General features: G+C 38.7%; 18 protein-coding genes. 11 read left to right on the top strand and 7 right to left on the bottom strand.

Translation table 11 applies throughout. The annotated features are described in order from the left end of the window. Nucleotides 1-58: 58 nt before the first annotated feature. Nucleotides 59-532, bottom strand: a complete 474-nt coding sequence (locus ACFX4R_RS13755) for an Hsp20/alpha crystallin family protein (protein ID WP_043982850.1) — start codon at nucleotides 530-532, stop codon at nucleotides 59-61. A gap of 70 nt (nucleotides 533-602) precedes the next feature. Between ACFX4R_RS13755 and ACFX4R_RS13750 the strand changes: the two genes are divergently transcribed. Continuing rightward, nucleotides 603-842, top strand: a complete 240-nt coding sequence (locus tag ACFX4R_RS13750; protein ID WP_013057271.1) for a hypothetical protein — start codon at nucleotides 603-605, stop codon at nucleotides 840-842. A 130-nt stretch (nucleotides 843-972) separates the two neighbouring features. On the opposite strand, the gene ACFX4R_RS13745 is transcribed toward ACFX4R_RS13750, so the two are convergent. Next, nucleotides 973-1,206 carry a hypothetical protein gene (locus ACFX4R_RS13745; RefSeq protein ID WP_013057270.1) on the bottom strand — a complete coding sequence of 78 codons (234 nt, stop codon included), beginning with the start codon at nucleotides 1,204-1,206 and terminating at the stop codon, nucleotides 973-975. Nucleotides 1,207-1,218: 12 nt separating this feature from the next. Then, nucleotides 1,219-1,449 (bottom strand): hypothetical protein, encoded by a 231-nt coding sequence (locus ACFX4R_RS13740; protein WP_043982849.1) that lies wholly within the window; start codon nucleotides 1,447-1,449, stop codon nucleotides 1,219-1,221. Between the two features lie 184 nt (nucleotides 1,450-1,633). Between ACFX4R_RS13740 and ACFX4R_RS13735 the strand changes: the two genes are divergently transcribed. The 9 genes from ACFX4R_RS13735 (at nucleotide 1,634) to ACFX4R_RS13695 (ending at nucleotide 11,765) form a co-directional block, all read left to right on the top strand. Beyond that, nucleotides 1,634-2,638 (top strand): XdhC family protein, encoded by a 1,005-nt coding sequence (locus tag ACFX4R_RS13735; protein WP_043982848.1) that lies wholly within the window; start codon nucleotides 1,634-1,636, stop codon nucleotides 2,636-2,638. Continuing rightward, complete coding sequence (locus ACFX4R_RS13730; RefSeq protein WP_308115089.1) at nucleotides 2,635-3,285, top strand: NTP transferase domain-containing protein; 651 nt, start codon at nucleotides 2,635-2,637, stop codon at nucleotides 3,283-3,285. The genes ACFX4R_RS13735 and ACFX4R_RS13730 overlap by 4 nt, the downstream gene beginning before the upstream one ends. An 18-nt stretch (nucleotides 3,286-3,303) precedes the next feature. Beyond that, the gene (locus ACFX4R_RS13725; protein ID WP_377569790.1) at nucleotides 3,304-5,634 is read left to right on the top strand and encodes a xanthine dehydrogenase family protein molybdopterin-binding subunit; all 2,331 of its coding nucleotides are present in this window, start codon (nucleotides 3,304-3,306) and stop codon (nucleotides 5,632-5,634) included. After that, complete coding sequence (locus ACFX4R_RS13720) at nucleotides 5,621-6,454, top strand: FAD binding domain-containing protein (protein WP_043982844.1); 834 nt, start codon at nucleotides 5,621-5,623, stop codon at nucleotides 6,452-6,454. Before ACFX4R_RS13725 ends, ACFX4R_RS13720 begins: the two co-directional genes overlap by 14 nt. Before the next feature lies 1 nt (nucleotide 6,455). After that, nucleotides 6,456-6,935, top strand: coding sequence for a (2Fe-2S)-binding protein (locus ACFX4R_RS13715; RefSeq protein ID WP_034651629.1), 480 nt, complete (start codon nucleotides 6,456-6,458; stop codon nucleotides 6,933-6,935). 71 nt (nucleotides 6,936-7,006) lie between these two features. Then, entirely contained in the window at nucleotides 7,007-7,459 is a 453-nt protein-coding gene (locus ACFX4R_RS13710; RefSeq protein WP_029322049.1) for a hypothetical protein, read from the top strand. A gap of 420 nt (nucleotides 7,460-7,879) precedes the next feature. Continuing rightward, entirely contained in the window at nucleotides 7,880-9,514 is a 1,635-nt protein-coding gene (locus ACFX4R_RS13705) for an MrcB family domain-containing protein (RefSeq protein WP_043982841.1), read from the top strand. After that, a complete protein-coding gene (locus ACFX4R_RS13700) occupies nucleotides 9,468-11,180 on the top strand; it encodes a DUF2357 domain-containing protein (RefSeq protein ID WP_043982840.1) in 1,713 nt (570 codons plus the stop codon). The genes ACFX4R_RS13705 and ACFX4R_RS13700 overlap by 47 nt, the downstream gene beginning before the upstream one ends. A gap of 186 nt (nucleotides 11,181-11,366) precedes the next feature. After that, entirely contained in the window at nucleotides 11,367-11,765 is a 399-nt protein-coding gene (locus tag ACFX4R_RS13695) for a hypothetical protein (protein WP_013057259.1), read from the top strand. A 21-nt stretch (nucleotides 11,766-11,786) separates the two neighbouring features. On the opposite strand, the gene ku is transcribed toward ACFX4R_RS13695, so the two are convergent. The 4 genes from ku to sspO all read right to left on the bottom strand — a co-directional run bounded on the left by ku (nucleotide 11,787) and on the right by sspO (nucleotide 13,866). After that, nucleotides 11,787-12,620: a non-homologous end joining protein Ku gene (gene ku / locus ACFX4R_RS13690; RefSeq protein ID WP_043982839.1), complete on the bottom strand. Its 834-nt coding sequence runs from the start codon at nucleotides 12,618-12,620 to the stop codon at nucleotides 11,787-11,789. 150 nt (nucleotides 12,621-12,770) lie between these two features. Beyond that, nucleotides 12,771-13,211, bottom strand: coding sequence for an Hsp20/alpha crystallin family protein (locus tag ACFX4R_RS13685; RefSeq protein WP_043982838.1), 441 nt, complete (start codon nucleotides 13,209-13,211; stop codon nucleotides 12,771-12,773). 152 nt (nucleotides 13,212-13,363) lie between these two features. Then, nucleotides 13,364-13,504 (bottom strand): small acid-soluble spore protein P, encoded by a 141-nt coding sequence (locus ACFX4R_RS13680; protein ID WP_013057256.1) that lies wholly within the window; start codon nucleotides 13,502-13,504, stop codon nucleotides 13,364-13,366. A gap of 212 nt (nucleotides 13,505-13,716) precedes the next feature. Continuing rightward, nucleotides 13,717-13,866: a small acid-soluble spore protein O gene (sspO, locus tag ACFX4R_RS13675; protein ID WP_013083371.1), complete on the bottom strand. Its 150-nt coding sequence runs from the start codon at nucleotides 13,864-13,866 to the stop codon at nucleotides 13,717-13,719. A gap of 221 nt (nucleotides 13,867-14,087) precedes the next feature. Here sspO and acnA point away from each other — a divergent pair, with 221 nt between their 5' ends. Next, nucleotides 14,088-16,808, top strand: coding sequence for an aconitate hydratase AcnA (gene acnA, locus ACFX4R_RS13670; RefSeq protein WP_043982835.1), 2,721 nt, complete (start codon nucleotides 14,088-14,090; stop codon nucleotides 16,806-16,808). The last annotated feature ends 21 nt before the right edge of the window (nucleotides 16,809-16,829 follow it).

Raw genomic sequence — 16,829 nt, 5'->3', positions numbered from 1 at the left:
TTTGCGTTTATAAATGCTTATGTGAACTATTGAATTTCATTCATAAAACTACTAAGCCTTATTCAATGTGAATACGTTCTTCTTGGAAAAACTGCCTGTGATAAGAAAGAATAAGCAGTCCATTTTCAAATTTCGCACGCAGATGATGCGCATCCGTAGGCTCTGGCAATTCAATAATTCGGTTAAAGTCTCCAGAAGGTCGTTCTTGTACAACCGGCTGTCCTGTAATGAGAGGGTGCGGTGAGCCTTTTAACAAAAGCCGGCTGCCTGAAACAGACACGTGCAAATTTTCTTTTAGATAGCCGGGCAAGTCAGCGATAATAATGATTTCATGTGGGGTAACGTAAATGTCAACAGGTGGAAAAGTACTTTTAGAAGCCTGAGGTGCCTGATATGAATCAGGAGCATTCATATCCATATTTTCTTTCATAAATTCGTTAAAAGCAGTTTGATCAAAAACACCGTTCCAAAAGTCATTTGTTTGATATTTTTTAGCAAATTCCATCCACTGCATAAGTTTATCAAAGTCCATATGGTTTCCTCCTTACCACACATCATAAAAAGATGGAATTTGAATATAGTTTGAAAAGGGGGTGGTTTAAATGGCAGGTGCATCTATAAATATTAATATTTTAATGCTAAAGATAAATTCCTTTGAAAATGCGTCTGCAGTAAATATCGGACAGAATTTACTAGCAGACTGGAATAATTCAGATAAAAAAACACAGGGATTTGGGCAAAATTTTGGTGATGATAGCGGCTTTATAGGAACGAGAAGCTGTGTCGATGATCGAGATCAAATTGACAGCCCATCATCTTTTCAAAAAGTGCCCATTTCATAGAAAAAGCCTAATAAATATAGCCAGTTCAGATGCAGGTTATATTTATTAGGCTTCCGATTGAATGCTAATAGACGAATAGATGAAGATATGCTGCTAGTTGTGCGCAGTAGAGGTAGAGGAGATGAAAAAATTAAATTACGCTATTTTTAACTGAGTTTGAATCATTTACATCTGAGTCTATAATCCATGAGAACGGAGTTACGTTCGGAGAAAAATCTCCGTTTGATTCTCCCAGACCTTGATTACGTTTATAAGATACGAACACATCAAGCTGCTGATTAGGTCCTATGCTTAAAACAGATGAATTATCCAAAACGTTCACTTTGAAGGCTTGTAAGTTAATGACCATAGGCGAAAAAATCATATGGTTTCCTCCTTATTTATCATTTTTTGTTGCAAATGCATCTACATAATCATTATCTACAGTTTTGTAAGCAGATCCCGCTGTAAAACATTGATCAGCGTGCTGCTGTCCGAAGGCCTGATTTTTCTTTGCTGTAACATATCTTGTAACTTTTGACGTATTTCCAATAGAAATACTGCTTGCTTGATCAGCACTGCGAACGTTCAATTTTCCTAGGTTGATTTTTGTTGAGTCGAATAGCATATTATTCTCCTTTCAAACGACAGTTCTTCTAAGTCTTTAAAAGCTTATTGTAGCTTCTTTGAAAATATGAATAATACATGGATTCATTCAGAGAGTAGAAGTGGTCTACTGTAGCGTATTGTAGTTCTGTGTAAAACGTGAAAAGATTTTAAAACCTCGAGAGGAAAAGGAGGGAATAATAAAAATGCACGATATTTTACATGCTGTAAACACATCAACAGTAAAAAGTGTGTTGGCAACGATTGTTCATGTAGAAGGATCCTCATATTTAAAAGAAGGAGCGTCCATGCTGTTTCAAGAAAATGGAGAGAACATTGGGATGTTAAGCGCTGGTTGTGTAGAAGCAGATATTGCTGAGCGCGTAAAAGAGTTGTTCGACACTGAGCACGTATTAACCGTTACGTACAATTTAAAAGAAGAAGGTGATGCAGGATGGGGACAAGGAGCAGGCTGCAATGGAATTCTCTATATTCTCCTAGAACCTGTAACTGCGAGGATGAAGCAAAATCTTTTGCGGGTAAAACGTCATTTAGATAACCGAAATCCTGTTTTGCATATTAAAAAATTAGAAAAAAACTTTATTCAAACAACCTCTTTTTATGTAGAAAAGACGGGCGAAATATTTGGTGGAAATAGCGACACATCATCTTTTGCAACAGATGATTGGAATAAGGGAAAGAGCGGTATTCAACTTTCAAATTGCTCCCTGCTCACATATGCTCATCTATATAAACCAAAGCCTCGTCTAGTTATCTGGGGAGCAGGTGCCGATGCAAAATACTTAGTATCACTTGCTGCCAATACGGGGTTTTCTGTTACCTTATGCGACTGGAGACCGGCTTTATGTAATAAGGAACATTTTCCGCTAGCAGAGGAAATACATATTGGATTTCCCGAGGAAGTAGACGAACAGCTGTCCATACAAAGCGATGATTTTGTTGTGATCATGACGCATAATTTTTATCGCGATCAAGAAATTCTCTCGCTATTAAAATCAAACCCTGTGAAGTATATAGGAGTTTTAGGATCTAAAAAGCGAACACTTCGATTATTGAATACTGATATTTCTTCACGCATTCATTCGCCGGTAGGACTTTCTATAGGAGCGGTAGGACCGCAGGAAATTGCTGTTAGTATTCTTGCTGAACTAATTCAAAACCTCCGAATGTATGATGAAAAAAAGGGATGAAAATGTCCGGGTTAAATATTGTTGCTGTTTATCTTGCCGCAGGAGCTAGTAAAAGGATGGGCAGAAATAAACTGCTGCTGCCTTTAGGGAATGGATGTTTGGGAAGTAAAGCTTTACGAAAAGCTGTTTCTTCAAAAGTAAATCATACGATAGTAGTAACTAAGAAAGGAGATCATCTGGAGTGGATTGACCCTATTCTTTTTTCAGAAGCATATCAGCAGAAGTGGAGTCATACTTCTTGTAGTAGCGCCTTAAAAGATCAGTCTGCGTCTTTAAAATGCGGATTAAAAAAAGCAAAAGAATTAAACGCTGATGCTATTATTGTGCTGTTGGCAGATCAGCCTCTTATAAGCATCGTGCTGATAGATACATTTGTTTCTCTTTTTGAAAAACATTTTTCTGTTCCATTTATTTCATCTTTTTATCAAGGAATTTCCAGAGCACCGGTTTTATTTTCAAAACAAATGTTTTCAAGCTTGGATAAGCTGCAAGGAGATCAAGGGGCAAGAAAAATTATAAGACAAAGCGGACCTGAAAATGGAATATTTTACGAATGGACCGACGCTTCCCTTTTTATGGATGTTGATACAAAACAAGGGTATGAACGCATTAAAAAGATATACAAAGAGAAACGTCGACTGTTTTGATTGATGGAGGTGAAAAGAGTGGAGATCATTGGAAAAAGCGTGATTCGAAAAGATGCATTGGAAAAAGTAACGGGTACGGCTCGATACACAAATGATTACATGTTTAAAGGCTCCCTGCATGCCAAAATAGTAGTCAGCCCTTACGCTCATGCAAGGATTCAAGCCATAGACGTCCAAGCGGCGATTGCTATTCCCGGTGTTCACGCGGTTGTGACGGGTGAGCACTTGCCGTTAACCGGGGAAGGAGTTCGTGACCGGCGACCGCTTGCATTTGAAAAAGTGCGTTATCACGGAGAAGCCGTAGTCCTGGTAGTAGCGGAAACTCCTGCACTCGCTGAGCGTGCGGCGAGCTCCGTTCATATTCAATATGAGCCGTTGCCTGTCGTACATTCTCCTAGCGCCGCTATTGAGCCTGATTCTCCTTTAGTGCATGAACATATGCACATCTACAAGCATGATGAAACGGTGTATCCAGAGCCCGGCACCAACGTAGCAAACAGAGTTAAAATTCGAAAAGGCAATATAGAAGAAGGTTGGCAAAAAAGTGAGTTAATAGTCGAAGAAACATTTTCTCTATCTCCTTCAGATCACGCGGCAATGGAAACAAGAAGCGCCGCTGCTGAAATCCTTCCAAATGGATTAGTTAAAATTATCACTTCTTCTCAAGCTCCTTTTATGGTCAAAAAATTAATCAGTGAGTACTTTGAAATTGAAGCGGGAAAAGTGATCGTTGAAACACCGCTAGTAGGAGGAGGGTATGGAGGAAAAGCAGCTGTTCAGCTAGAGCTGCTTGCTTATCTAGCTTCAAAAGCTGTGGGTGGAAGGCTGGTTAAAATATTGAACACAAGAGAAGAAGATATGCTTACTTCGCCTGCTCACGTAGGTCTAGATGCCAAAATCAAGCTAGGTTGTTCTAAAGAGGGACTCTTGCAGGCTGCTGACATTCTTTATTTGTTCGACAGCGGTGCTTACGCAGATAAAGGAACGGACTTGAGTAAAGCAGCAGCAGCTGACTGTACGGGACCTTATCGTCTTGAACATATTTTTTGTGATTCATTATGTGTATATACAAATCACCCTTACGCTTCCCCTTTTCGAGGATTTAGCCATTCGGAACTATTATTTGCGTTTGAGCGCACGATGGACATCCTTGCTAAAAAAGCAGGTATAGATCCTTTGGAGTTTAGAGAAAAAAACGCTATTCTGCCGGGTGATACTACGCCTACGCAAGTACGTTTAACTTCTAGCAGCGTTGGTAACTTACCGGAATGTATTCGTCGCTTGAAGCAGCTAATGAAATGGGAGGAAGGGCAGAGAATAGTTCATGAAAACGGCCTTATTACTGCCAAAGGGATTAGCTGCGTCTGGAAAACCTCCACTATTGAAACAAACGCAGGTTCAGGTGTTATTCTCACATTCAATCCTGATGGAAGCGTGAATTTAATGTCTGGCGTTATTGAATTAGGTACGGGGACCAAAACAGTGCTCGCGCAAATACTGGCTGAAAAATTGCAGATGCCCGTGGAACGTATTCATGTGCGAATGGAAGTAGATACTCAAACGACTCCTGAACATTGGAAAACGGTGGCTAGCAGAGGCACTTTTATGGCAGGAAGAGCGGTTTTAGAAGCGGCTGAAGATGTGATTAACCAATTAAAAAAGATAGCTTCTTGTATATTTCGAGCTTCTGAGGAAGATATCGAAATAAAAAATGAAAAAGTTTTTTTACGGGATGAGCCTGAAACCTCCTTGGCCTTTAAAGAAATTGTATATGGTTATAAATATCCGAACGGAAATGCAATTGGAGGGCAAATCATAGGGAGGGGCAATTATATTTTAAGAGGGATGACCTACTTGGATAAAGAAACGGGAGCTGGGCGTCCCGGTCCTGAATGGACGGTAGCAGCTGAAGGAGTTGAAGTGGAATATAACCCTAGAACGTATAGATATCGTATTGTAAAAGCAGTCTCTGTTATTGACATAGGAACCGTGTTAAACGAGAAAATGGCAAGAGGGCAAGTCATGGGAGCGATGAGTATGGGCCTATCGTTTGCCGGAAGAGAAACATTTTGGTTTGATTCAAATGGCCGTATTTTAAACCCTCAGCTTCGGAAATATCGTCCTTTTCGCTACGGAGAGCATCCGGAGTACGTAGTAGATTTTGTTCATACGCCTCAATTAGATGCGGCCTACGGAGCTAGAGGAGTGGGAGAACACGGGCTGCTTGGTATGCCGGCTTCTTTAGGAAACAGCTTAACGGTGGCAGCAGAAACAGAATTAAACCACCTTCCGCTTATTCCAGAATTAATTTGGAGAATGAAAGAAGGGAATGCTGATGATTTCATTTGACTTTGAATATCACAAACCTGCTACCGTTTCAGAAGCAGTTGCCTTATTTCAAGAGTTAGAGAATCAAGGCAAACAGCCGCGTTATTATGCTGGAGGCACTGAAATTCTGACATTGGGCAGGTTGGGTTTGTTTGTTACCCATGCTGTCATTGATATAAAAAATATACCCGAGTTTCAAAAAGCAGAAGCCGATGAAGACTGGATGATTTTTGGTGCAGGTGTAACGTTGACTGAACTGGAAGAGAAAAACTTATTTCCTTTATTAAGTAAGTCTGCTAGCGAAGTGGCTGATCACACGGCTCGAAATAAAATAACGCTGGGAGGAAATATTTGTGGGCATATCTTTTATCGAGAAGCCGTATTGCCGCTCCTTCTAGCGGATAGTCAACTCGCAGTGGCAGATCTCAGTGGAATAAAGCTCCATTCGATTCACGATCTTTTTCAGCGGCGTTTGCAGCTGAAAAAAGGAGAGCTGCTTGTTCAGGTGTTTGTTGAAACAAAGTATGCTGACCTCCCATATATGAGTATAAAGGAGCGCCAGCAGTGGGATACAGGATATCCACTAGTTACAGTAGCAGCTTTAAAAACAGAAGAAAACATTCGAGTAGCTTTCAGCGGAGTATGTTCGTTTCCTTTTCGATCAGCTGAAGTAGAAGAAGTGCTAAACCAGAAAGACATTCCATTAGAAGATCGACTTCAAACTGCTCTTGATTATATACCGGCTCCAATTTTAAATGATGGAGAAGGATCGGATCGATATCGCAAATTTGTGATTAAAAATTTATTGATTGATATTTTCAAAGAGCTGGGAGGAACGTAATGTGCTAAGAGATGAAGGGTATAGAATAACAGTTAAGCTAAAGGTTAATGGGGAAGAAAAAATGGTTGATATCCGAACAGCAGATACGCTGCTTTACGTATTAAGAGAAAAGCTGGGCCTTACCGGAGCAAAACCAGGCTGTTTAAATGGAGACTGCGGAGCTTGTACAGTAGGGATAAATCAGCGGCCAATGAAATCCTGCCTCATGTTAGCGGCAGAAGCAGAAGAGAAAGAAATAATGACTATAGAAGGACTGAAGAGTTCACCTATGCAAAAAGCTTTTATTGAACATTTTGCTTTTCAGTGCGGTTATTGTACATCGGGTTTTATTATGAATGCTCATTTGCTTTCCAAACGCCATCCTTCAGGCAGTGACGATATTATAAAGGAGTGGTTAGCTTCCAATATATGCAGATGTACAGGGTATAAAGAAATTGAAGACGCAGTAAAATCTGTTTTACACTTTTCTGAGCGCGAGTGAGAAAAGAAAAAGCAGAATTAGAATAACACTTACACGTGTTTAGAATAGTATGTGCTAAGGGTGTGGAGAATGTGGAATGGAAAAGCGGCTTTGACAAAGAAAGGGAACTTATCTTTGCCATTCAACGAGATCTTGATGTAGTAACAGCCATATTATTATTGACTGGCCAAATAACAATTATAGGAGTATTTGTGACACCCGGAGCTTTTCGTGTTTCAGTAGGCGGACCTATTACAGGAACCAGTCGCATCGAAGGAAAAGACGGAAATGTGGGAATTAATATTATTATTGATATGATTGATGTGTTTCTTGCGGCTTTGCTGCTTAATAACCAGATCAATGTGTCGGGCGCCTTTATTTCTTCTGGAAGGTTTACCATTAACGTAAGCGGACCTATTTTTGGCGTTCCCAAAACAGAACCTGCATTAAGTGAACTGAATCAATCCTCTCAGTTTTTTCATCGTACCGTATCAAAACATTTTTATGTAAATCCTGACTTAGTTGAAAAATTTACAAAGGACTGATTAAAATGTCATTAACGGATATACCTACAGTAAGACCTTCAGAGACGAGTATTTTTCTTATCGCCCTGCCGCTTATTATTTTTATCTTTTTCTTTACTCAGCCAAAAGCATCAGATGTTAAATAATCATGTAGCATAATGGGTGTTTTATCCTTGGGCACACAAGCTGCTTATTTTTCTGTTCATATCATTGCCCCTTCATTCATTAAGCCCCTAACGCTTTTCTTTTCTGTCATGTTTCATTAAAATGAACATAAACATGTATGTAGAGAAAAGAATAATGTAGTGTTTCCTAACGTTATAAAATAGCTTACTATACGAAGAAAGCGTCTATAATAAAAGAAATGAACCTTTTGCGTGGTCAGCTGACGATGCTTTTTATTTTTACAAACTGCAGTGAAGGCAGAAAGGAGAGAATTCGATGAGTTTGCGCGAGCGGCTGCTGTATGTAGCGGAACATTATAAACAAATGGGTGGAGACGTACTTGTAAAACATGAAATAGAAAATATGCTTACACGCAGGCTTCCGATTTCTCTTTATCGATTGGAGCATATAAATCGAGAAGAAATGCGTATATCGGGACACCACGCTGAAACATTTCCTTACGTGACCCTTGCGAATAAGAATATAGAGAGTGACGTGATGGTCGCGTATTTATTCAGTGAAGACGGTCAGCGTATTTACTTAGTCATGATGAGAGGAGACTCAGAAGAAGGAACAGATCTGAAAGACATTCGATTTTTTACTCCTGAACATGCCCGCGTATTGAAAGATAATCATATTGTCATTGGTACAAGCATGGAAGCGAAAAGCTTTGAGGATAGAGTAGCTCTTTACCTTCCTTACAATATAGCAGACTTACCTAGCAATGATCAGCTGCAAGAGGACTTGCATTTACTGCTAAGTATGCATGAACAGTATATAAAAACATACGGAATGAGCAAAGAGATGATTGGAGACAAAGACGCCATCGTCCATATTCATGAGTATATTAGGAAATCTGGATTTACATATGAACGACATGATATAGCCAACGCCTACTTTGCTTTAAAGACTAAACCGTTTATTGTTTTATCCGGAATGAGCGGGACAGGAAAAACAAAGCTTGCTCAGCTCTTAGCAGATAGTATCGGTGCCACGATTGAAAATGGAAGACAAGTGCTCATTCCGGTTCGACCCGATTGGCACGATAGTTCAGATTTATTAGGATATATTGATTTAAGAGGAGATTTTCGAAGAGGATCGTTTCTGTCCATTATGCAGCAAGCCATTCAGCATCCAGCTTACACATATGTTGCCATATTGGATGAAATGAACTTAGCTCGAGTTGAACATTATTTTAGCGATATTTTAAGCGTGATGGAAAGCAGGAGCTGGTCAAAAGGGAAAATCAAAACGGCTCCGTTATTCCCGGGACATAAGATGTTCCGAGATATTTATTTGCCATCTAATCTTCTCATTATCGGTACAATTAATATGGATGAAACAACTCATGGGTTTAGTCAAAAGTTGTTAGATCGTACCAACACCATTGAGTTAAATAAGATTCAACTAGATTCTTTTGATTTTTTAGATGATAAAGATCCGTCTCAGCACGGCATTCAAAATGTACAAATTCAAAGTCAATATGTTCACTTAAAAGATGCGTATGTTGAACATGCTGAGCTCATTCACGAAGTAACAAATGAACTGCTAACCATCAATGAGATGCTTATAGAAGTCGATTTACAAATAGGTTACCGCGTACGCGACGAAATATGCTTTTATTTAATTTACGCGGTGAAAAGCGGAATGTTTACATTTGATCAGGCGTTTGATTTTCAGGTTTTGCAAAAAGTTTTGCCTCGTATTTCAGGAAGTGATGGGTACACATTTGATTTATTAAAAAACCTTTATTATTACTGTACAAATACGCTGTTAGATGATGAATTTGAGACAGCTGTCGTAAATGCAGATGGAATGAGATTTCCTAAAAGCGCACGCAAAATAATGGAGATGATGAGACGTTTTGAAGTATACGGATACACGTCATTTTGGATTAATACCGTACGTTGAAATTGAAACTGACACGTGTACGGTGGTTATAAAAGGGAAAAATAAGAAAAAAATAAAATCTGCAGAAGAAGTGATGTTTTTTTCTTGTACAGGAAAAGGAATTACACATGTAAAAGTATTAAATCAAACAAAAGGCATGATGACTTCAAAACCGCCGCTTGAGCCTTTATTTTTTGAAAATGAAACCTATCAAATTACAGTTGTTTCTAAAAATCAAACAAGACTGTTTGTTAACCACGATTCAAAAGCAGTTGAACAAAGCTTTCAAAGCGTAGGATTTCCCTACATTTTGACGGGAAATATAAGCTTTCAAAATGAAGTAGGGTATTCTACGTTTCATGTTTACAGCGAAAGAGAAAAAGAGCTCTCCTTTACTCTTGAAATTTTCCCTTCAAAGATGAGCTACAAGACAGACTATGTACACATGGTCGATGAAGTGAACGGATACATTCATGATTTGGCATACGATATGCTTCGTAAAACATATATTCAAGCCAAATCTGTTTGGTCTAAGCAAGCAACATGGACAGAATTTTATCATGTTCTCTCTCACTATATGAAACCCTTTCTTCATTCTGTGCGTCAGATTGAAAATCAGCCGTTTCAATCGGTAAAAGTTGAACATGAGCTCATGAGAGGCGATCAAATAAAAAAACAAGATAGCCGTGCTATATCTTTTGTCCGAACCCACCCTACCTATCTTGCACCTTCAAGCAGGGGGATTAAAATTAATCGAAATATAAAAGTAGTACCCACAAAAGCGATTGGCACCAGGCATGTGTCTACCTATGATAATCTGGAAAATCAAAGTGTAAAATGGATGATGACGCAGCTGTATCATAAGCTAACTGCCCTAATTGACAAATTGATAGAAGATAGATATGTAAAAAAAGAAGCCGTATCGGCTCTAGAAACTAATCATGCCGAATTAAAAAGACTGTTAAATAATGCGTTTTGGCAACGGGTGAAGACCCTACAAGCTTCAACTCTTCCTCCTACACTGCGTACGGCACCCCGCTACCGGGAAGCAAGCAGATACTTTATGTTCTTAACGCGAGGGTTGGCTCTTAACGGAGAGTTTTACCACCTTTCATTAAAAGATATCGCAACTCTCTATGAATACTGGACGTATGTTAGTCTTTTAAAGAAGTTGCAAACTTACGGCAAACGGATAGAACAAAACATCATGACAACGACAGAACAAGGGTTGAACGTCAGGATGCAGCCGTCTTATCATCGTTTTCAAGTGGGGAAAGCAGAAGTCACGCTATGGTATCAGAAAGCATACCATCATACTCATACCGTTATTCAAAAGCCTGACTTACTGCTTGAAGTAAAGCAAGGGGAGAAAAAAAGTGTATATCTTTTTGACGCTAAGTATCGTATCAAACCAAATCACGATACGCCTTCACCTAGAGAAGAAGATATTAATACCATGCATCGTTACCGAGACGCTATTGTAGAGGAAAATGGAATAAAACCGGTACAAACAGCGATTGTGCTGTTTCCAGGGAAAGCAAAGAGCTATAAGCAGCATCATTTTTATAAAAGTATTGAACGTGTTGGAGTTGGTGCGCTGCCTTTTTTGCCGGGAGAAGAAGGGTTAGTAGAAGAATTTATTGAAGCTATTTGTACGGTAGAACCACATTTTTTCAGCGCTGAGTAGGTGAATAGATAGAAAGTGAACAAGTCTTTTTTTATGCGTTGACATAGTGTTAAGTTTTTTATGTTTTGATGACATTTCGAGATTTTAGTTGTATTTTCCTGTTGAATTTTCTAGAATAGTAGAGAATAAAACCGTATCGAAAAGAAGTCGTATCATGTGCAGAGAACGTTTCAGGAGGACAACGAAGTGAAAAAGATTCTACTATTCACGTTAGTAGCGCTATTGGCAACTTTTTTTATTGACAGGGTATACAGCGAACGCAACCAAGCGCAACTTCAGCAAACTGTAATTAATGAAATTAAAAAAACAAATCAAAGTAAAGAAGAAGCTTCCATCCTTGATTTTAATGAATTATGTGATTTTAGATGGGATAAAGTATATGTTTTTGGACCGGAAACGACTCGCAGTGAGGTAAATGAAAAGCTGGGCTTCACGTGGTCTGAAGCAAAAGCAAAAGGTATTGGAAAAGATAAAAAAGATAACTTTATTGTCTTTGTAGAAAATAATCAAGTAACGCAATATTTAAAAATACCGGCGTCATATGGAACTATTGTTCCTAAGACTTCTGTTGCAAATGAAAGCTAACGAATTTCTTCGTTAGCTTTTTTATGCTTTCTTTTTTAAGGATGAAGTTTTTTTCTCTGCTGTTGATTTTGTCGGATGTAAAGTAGAAGGATCTATGCTCACTTTTAACATTTCCATTAAATGTCGAATATCTCGTTCTTCGCTTCCGCTGCCTTTTGTAACTTCGCCTTGATTTATTTTTTGTTGAATGACGTTTTGTAAGGCGTCTCGGTAGTTGTTTTTGTAAATAGATGGATTAAAAGAAGTAGATAGCTTATCAATTAATTCCACCGTCACTTGTGTATCACTTTCATTAATGGAAGAAGTACTGGATAAGTTAGGCACATCTGTGACTGAACGAAGCTCTTCTTCAAAATGCATTGTGTGAAGAACAAGAGATCCGCCCATGGAACGAATAATTGCCATTTGCTGTTTGGAATATAAAAATACATCCGCAATACCGACTTTATTCGTTATTTCAAGTGCATTTAATAAAGTATAATAAGCTTTTAGGCTTGTTTCCCCAGGAGAAATATAGTAGGGCTTATCAAAAAACAGGGGATCAATGTCATCTAACGAAACAAAGTGTAACAATTCAACGGCTTTGTTTGCTGTAAAGGGCTCTTTGACACTGTCGATTTCCTGTTGTGAAAGTACAACAAACTGACCGGTCGCGGTTTCGTATCCTTTAACCAGTTCATCGGATTCTACTTCTCGTCCACACGTTTGGCAATGTTTTTCTTGATGAATAGGTGTATGGCAAACGGAGTGTAGCGTGCGCAGCTTTACATCTTTTTCTTCAATTGCTCCGTGCAGTTTAATAGGGATATCAATTAATCCAAAGCTGATTTTACCTTTCCAGGCAGTATGAAGCATAAACGTTCTCCTTTTCCTCTTTTTTAGTAGTGTGCCGTAAAATAAATTAGATATCCCATTGTTTTGAAAAGAAGAATATTCTTAAAAAACTATGTGCTAAATAAACAATTAAATAGTTCCAATAAAGCTGCAGAGACAACATCTGCAGCTTTATTGGAAATCAATAGGGACTATTTGCTGATTAGATTCATTTGTCTCATGTTTAGAAATCGTAATTTCAAGGATTTCGTTACTAAATGTAGCGGTAATTTTTTTATTCATCAATGGAAATGGAAAGTCGATTGTACGTTCAACGCTTTCTTCCATTTGTTCTCTTGCAAGCGTTCCTTGCTTTTCATCATGAAATTCTCTAATGCAGTATTTTTTGGCTGTCAGCTGTAAGTGGTCAGCTTTTATTTGAACGATAATATCCTTAGGGTGATACCCTAATAATTCAGCTTCGACAATAAATGATTGTTCTGTTTCAAATAAATCTATACGAACGGAATCATAATCTAAATAACTCATAAAGGGATTTGAAAGCATGACTTCTAACAACTCTTGAAAGCCTTTTACAAACATTTGGTCTGCTGGCAGACGCTTGTTTTTCATTTCTGCGTTCCTCCATTATTTAAACTGTTTCACTTTACTATCATATGCGCGTTTATGTACTTAGTGAACTCCTGCGCAAAGAATAAGCTTGAAGTACTAGCTGTCTTTTCTACGCATAAAAAAGCAAGCTCTATAGAGAGCTTGCCGCTGTTTTACATATCATGTCCGCTATTGTGTTTTTGGCGAGAATGCTTACGGTTTTTTACTTTATGAGATCCGCTTAGCGGTTCTGGCTGTCCAGAATTGCTTTTTGGCGCATTTCTTCTGATGTCTTTGCTGCTGTTTTTGTTCATAGTTAAAGCCTCCCTTTCATTTATTAGGGTAGGATAGTGACAGGAAATTTATCCGATGAAAAATTCCCCTTTCTAAAAATAGGTTTAACAAAAACAGGAAATGGGAACAGGAAAAAAGCGTCATATATAATGACGCCTTCTCGTTAGATTTCATGGAGTTAAACGATTTTGCTTTTCTAACTAGTGATTAGTATATCCAATAAGAGATTGTTTTATTGATTTTTTTTGCGTTTTTTATTATTTTGTTTCTGTTGTTCCGTTAATGGTTCATTTGAAAACTCTTCATTATAACCCGCTCCTTTTCCTTGAGCGCTAGCCGCGTTAGCTCCAGGAATGACGTGGTTTGACTTACGTTTAGCCATGTTGAATCACCTCCGTTTCTAGCATGCGTAAAAATCAATGAAATATGAATTATTAGAAAAATAAAAGGAGAATGGAAAAAGGTTATAAGTGAAACTTATGTTAATTAATAACATTCTTTTTATTTACTTATGTATAATATTATATTAAGATAGATGGTGAAGGGAATAGAGGATGGGGTAAGTAAATCCTTTATACATAGAATTTTAAGGGGGTAAAAGCAATGACTAAAAAAGACGTTTTCAACGCTCGTTCGTCATTCGATCTTAATGGCAGCACATATAATTATTACCGCTTACAAGCTTTAGAGGAAGCAGGTTTAGGTAATGTATCTAAGCTGCCGTATTCAATTAAAGTATTATTAGAATCTGTTCTTCGTCAGGTAGATGGCCGTGTTATTACAAAAGAACACGTCGAAAACCTTGCAAAATGGGGAACAAAAGATATTAAAGATATCGATGTTCCTTTCAAACCATCTCGTGTTATTCTTCAAGATTTCACTGGAGTTCCAGCGGTTGTAGACTTAGCGTCACTTCGTAAAGCAATGGCTGATTTAGGAGGAGATCCTGACAAAATCAATCCAGAAATTCCAGTAGACCTCGTTGTCGACCACTCCGTACAAGTTGATAAAGCAGGTACAGCTGACTCATTACGAATTAATATGGACCTCGAGTTTCAACGTAATACAGAGCGCTATAATTTCTTAAGCTGGGCTCAAAAATCATTTAATAACTATCGTGCAGTGCCACCAGCTACAGGTATCGTGCACCAAGTAAATTTAGAATATTTAGCAAACGTTGTTCATGCTGTTGAAGAAGATGGTGAATTTGTAGCTTTCCCTGATTCTCTAGTAGGTACTGACTCTCATACAACGATGATTAATGGTATCGGTGTTTTAGGATGGGGTGTTGGCGGTATTGAAGCGGAAGCAGGTATGCTTGGTCAACCTTCTTATTTCCCAGTTCCTGAAGTAATCGGTGTTAAACTTGTTGGTGAATTACCAAACGGCACTACAGCTACAGACTTAGCGTTAAAAGTTACGCAAGTGCTTCGTCAAAAAGGAGTAGTCGGAAAATTCGTGGAATTCTTCGGTCCTGGCGTAGCAGAACTTCCATTAGCTGACCGTGCAACAATCGCTAATATGGCTCCTGAATACGGTGCAACATGTGGATTCTTCCCAGTTGACGCAGAAGCATTAGCATATATGCGTTTAACAGGAAGAGATGAAAAAGACATTCAGGTTGTCGAACAATATACAAAAGCAAATGGTTTATTCTTCACACCAGAAAATGAAGATCCAATTTTCACTGACGTTGTTGAGATTAACCTTGCTGAGATTGAAGCAAATCTTTCTGGTCCAAAGCGTCCGCAAGATTTAATTCCACTTTCTCAAATGCAAACAGAATTCAAGAAGGCTTTAACAGCTCCTGTTAGCAACCAAAGCTTCGGACTTGATGCTAAAGACGTGGATAAAGAAATTACGTTTAAGCTTGGAGACGGTTCAGAAACAACAATGAAAACAGGTGCCATTGCCATTGCGGCTATCACAAGCTGTACGAACACATCAAATCCTTACGTATTAGTAGCAGCTGGTTTAGTTGCGAAAAAAGCGGTAGAAAAAGGATTGGATGTTCCAGCTTACGTGAAAACTTCTTTAGCACCAGGTTCAAAAGTAGTAACGGCTTACCTGCAAAATTCAGGGCTGCTTCCATACTTAGATAAAATCGGCTTTAACATCGTAGGTTATGGCTGTACGACTTGTATCGGTAACTCTGGTCCATTAGAAGCTGAAATTGAAGCAGCGATTGCAGATAGCGACTTGCTTGTAACGTCTGTTCTTTCAGGAAACCGTAACTTTGAAGGACGTATTCATCCATTAGTAAAAGGTAACTACCTTGCTTCTCCGCCGCTTGTTGTAGCATATGCACTGGCTGGAACAGTAGATGTAGATTTACAAAAAGATCCAATCGGCATTGATACAGACGGCAATGAAGTATTCTTTAGCGACATCTGGCCTTCTCAAGATGAAATTAAAGAAGTTGTTAGCCGTACCGTAACGCCTGAATTATTCCGTAACGAGTATGAGCGCGTATTCGATGATAACGAACGCTGGAATGAAATTAAAACAAGCGAAGATGCGCTTTATACGTGGGAGAATGATTCAACGTACATTCAAAACCCACCTTTCTTTGAAGGCTTATCAGAAGAACCAGGTGAAGTAGAACCGTTAAATGATCTTCGCGTAGTAGCGAAATTTGGTGACTCAGTGACAACGGATCACATTTCACCAGCGGGTTCAATTGCAAAAACATCACCTGCAGGTCTTTACCTTCAAGAAAACGGTGTAGAGCCAAAAGACTTTAACTCATATGGTTCTCGTCGTGGTAACCATGAAGTGATGATGCGCGGTACGTTTGCAAACATCCGTATTAAAAACCAAGTAGCTCCTGGTACAGAAGGCGGCTGGACAACGTACTGGCCAACAAATGACGTAATGAGCATTTATGATGCTTGTATGAAATACAAAGAGCAAGATACAGGTCTTGTTGTACTTGCAGGCAAAGATTACGGCATGGGAAGTTCTCGTGACTGGGCAGCAAAAGGAACAAATCTTTTAGGTATTAAAACAGTAATCGCTGAAAGCTTCGAGCGTATTCACCGTTCAAACCTAGTATTAATGGGTGTTTTACCTCTTCAATTTAAAGATGGTGAAAGCGCGGATACATTAGGTTTAACTGGAAAAGAAACAATTGCAGTAGCAGTTGATGAAACAGTAAAACCACGTGATTTTATAAAAGTAACAGCAACTGATGAAGCTGGAAATAAAAAAGAATTTGAAGTACTGGTTCGTTTCGATAGTGAAGTTGAAATTGATTACTATCGCCACGGTGGTATCCTTCAAATGGTGCTTCGTGATAAATTACAGTCTAAAACACATGCGTAAGTTATAAAGAAAAAGAGCGGT

The organism is Priestia sp. YIM B13490 (assembly GCF_042787735.1).
In the GTDB taxonomy this organism is placed as follows: Bacteria; Bacillota; Bacilli; order Bacillales; family Bacillaceae_H; genus Priestia; species Priestia megaterium.
This window is presented reverse-complemented; position numbering and strand designations above follow the sequence as displayed.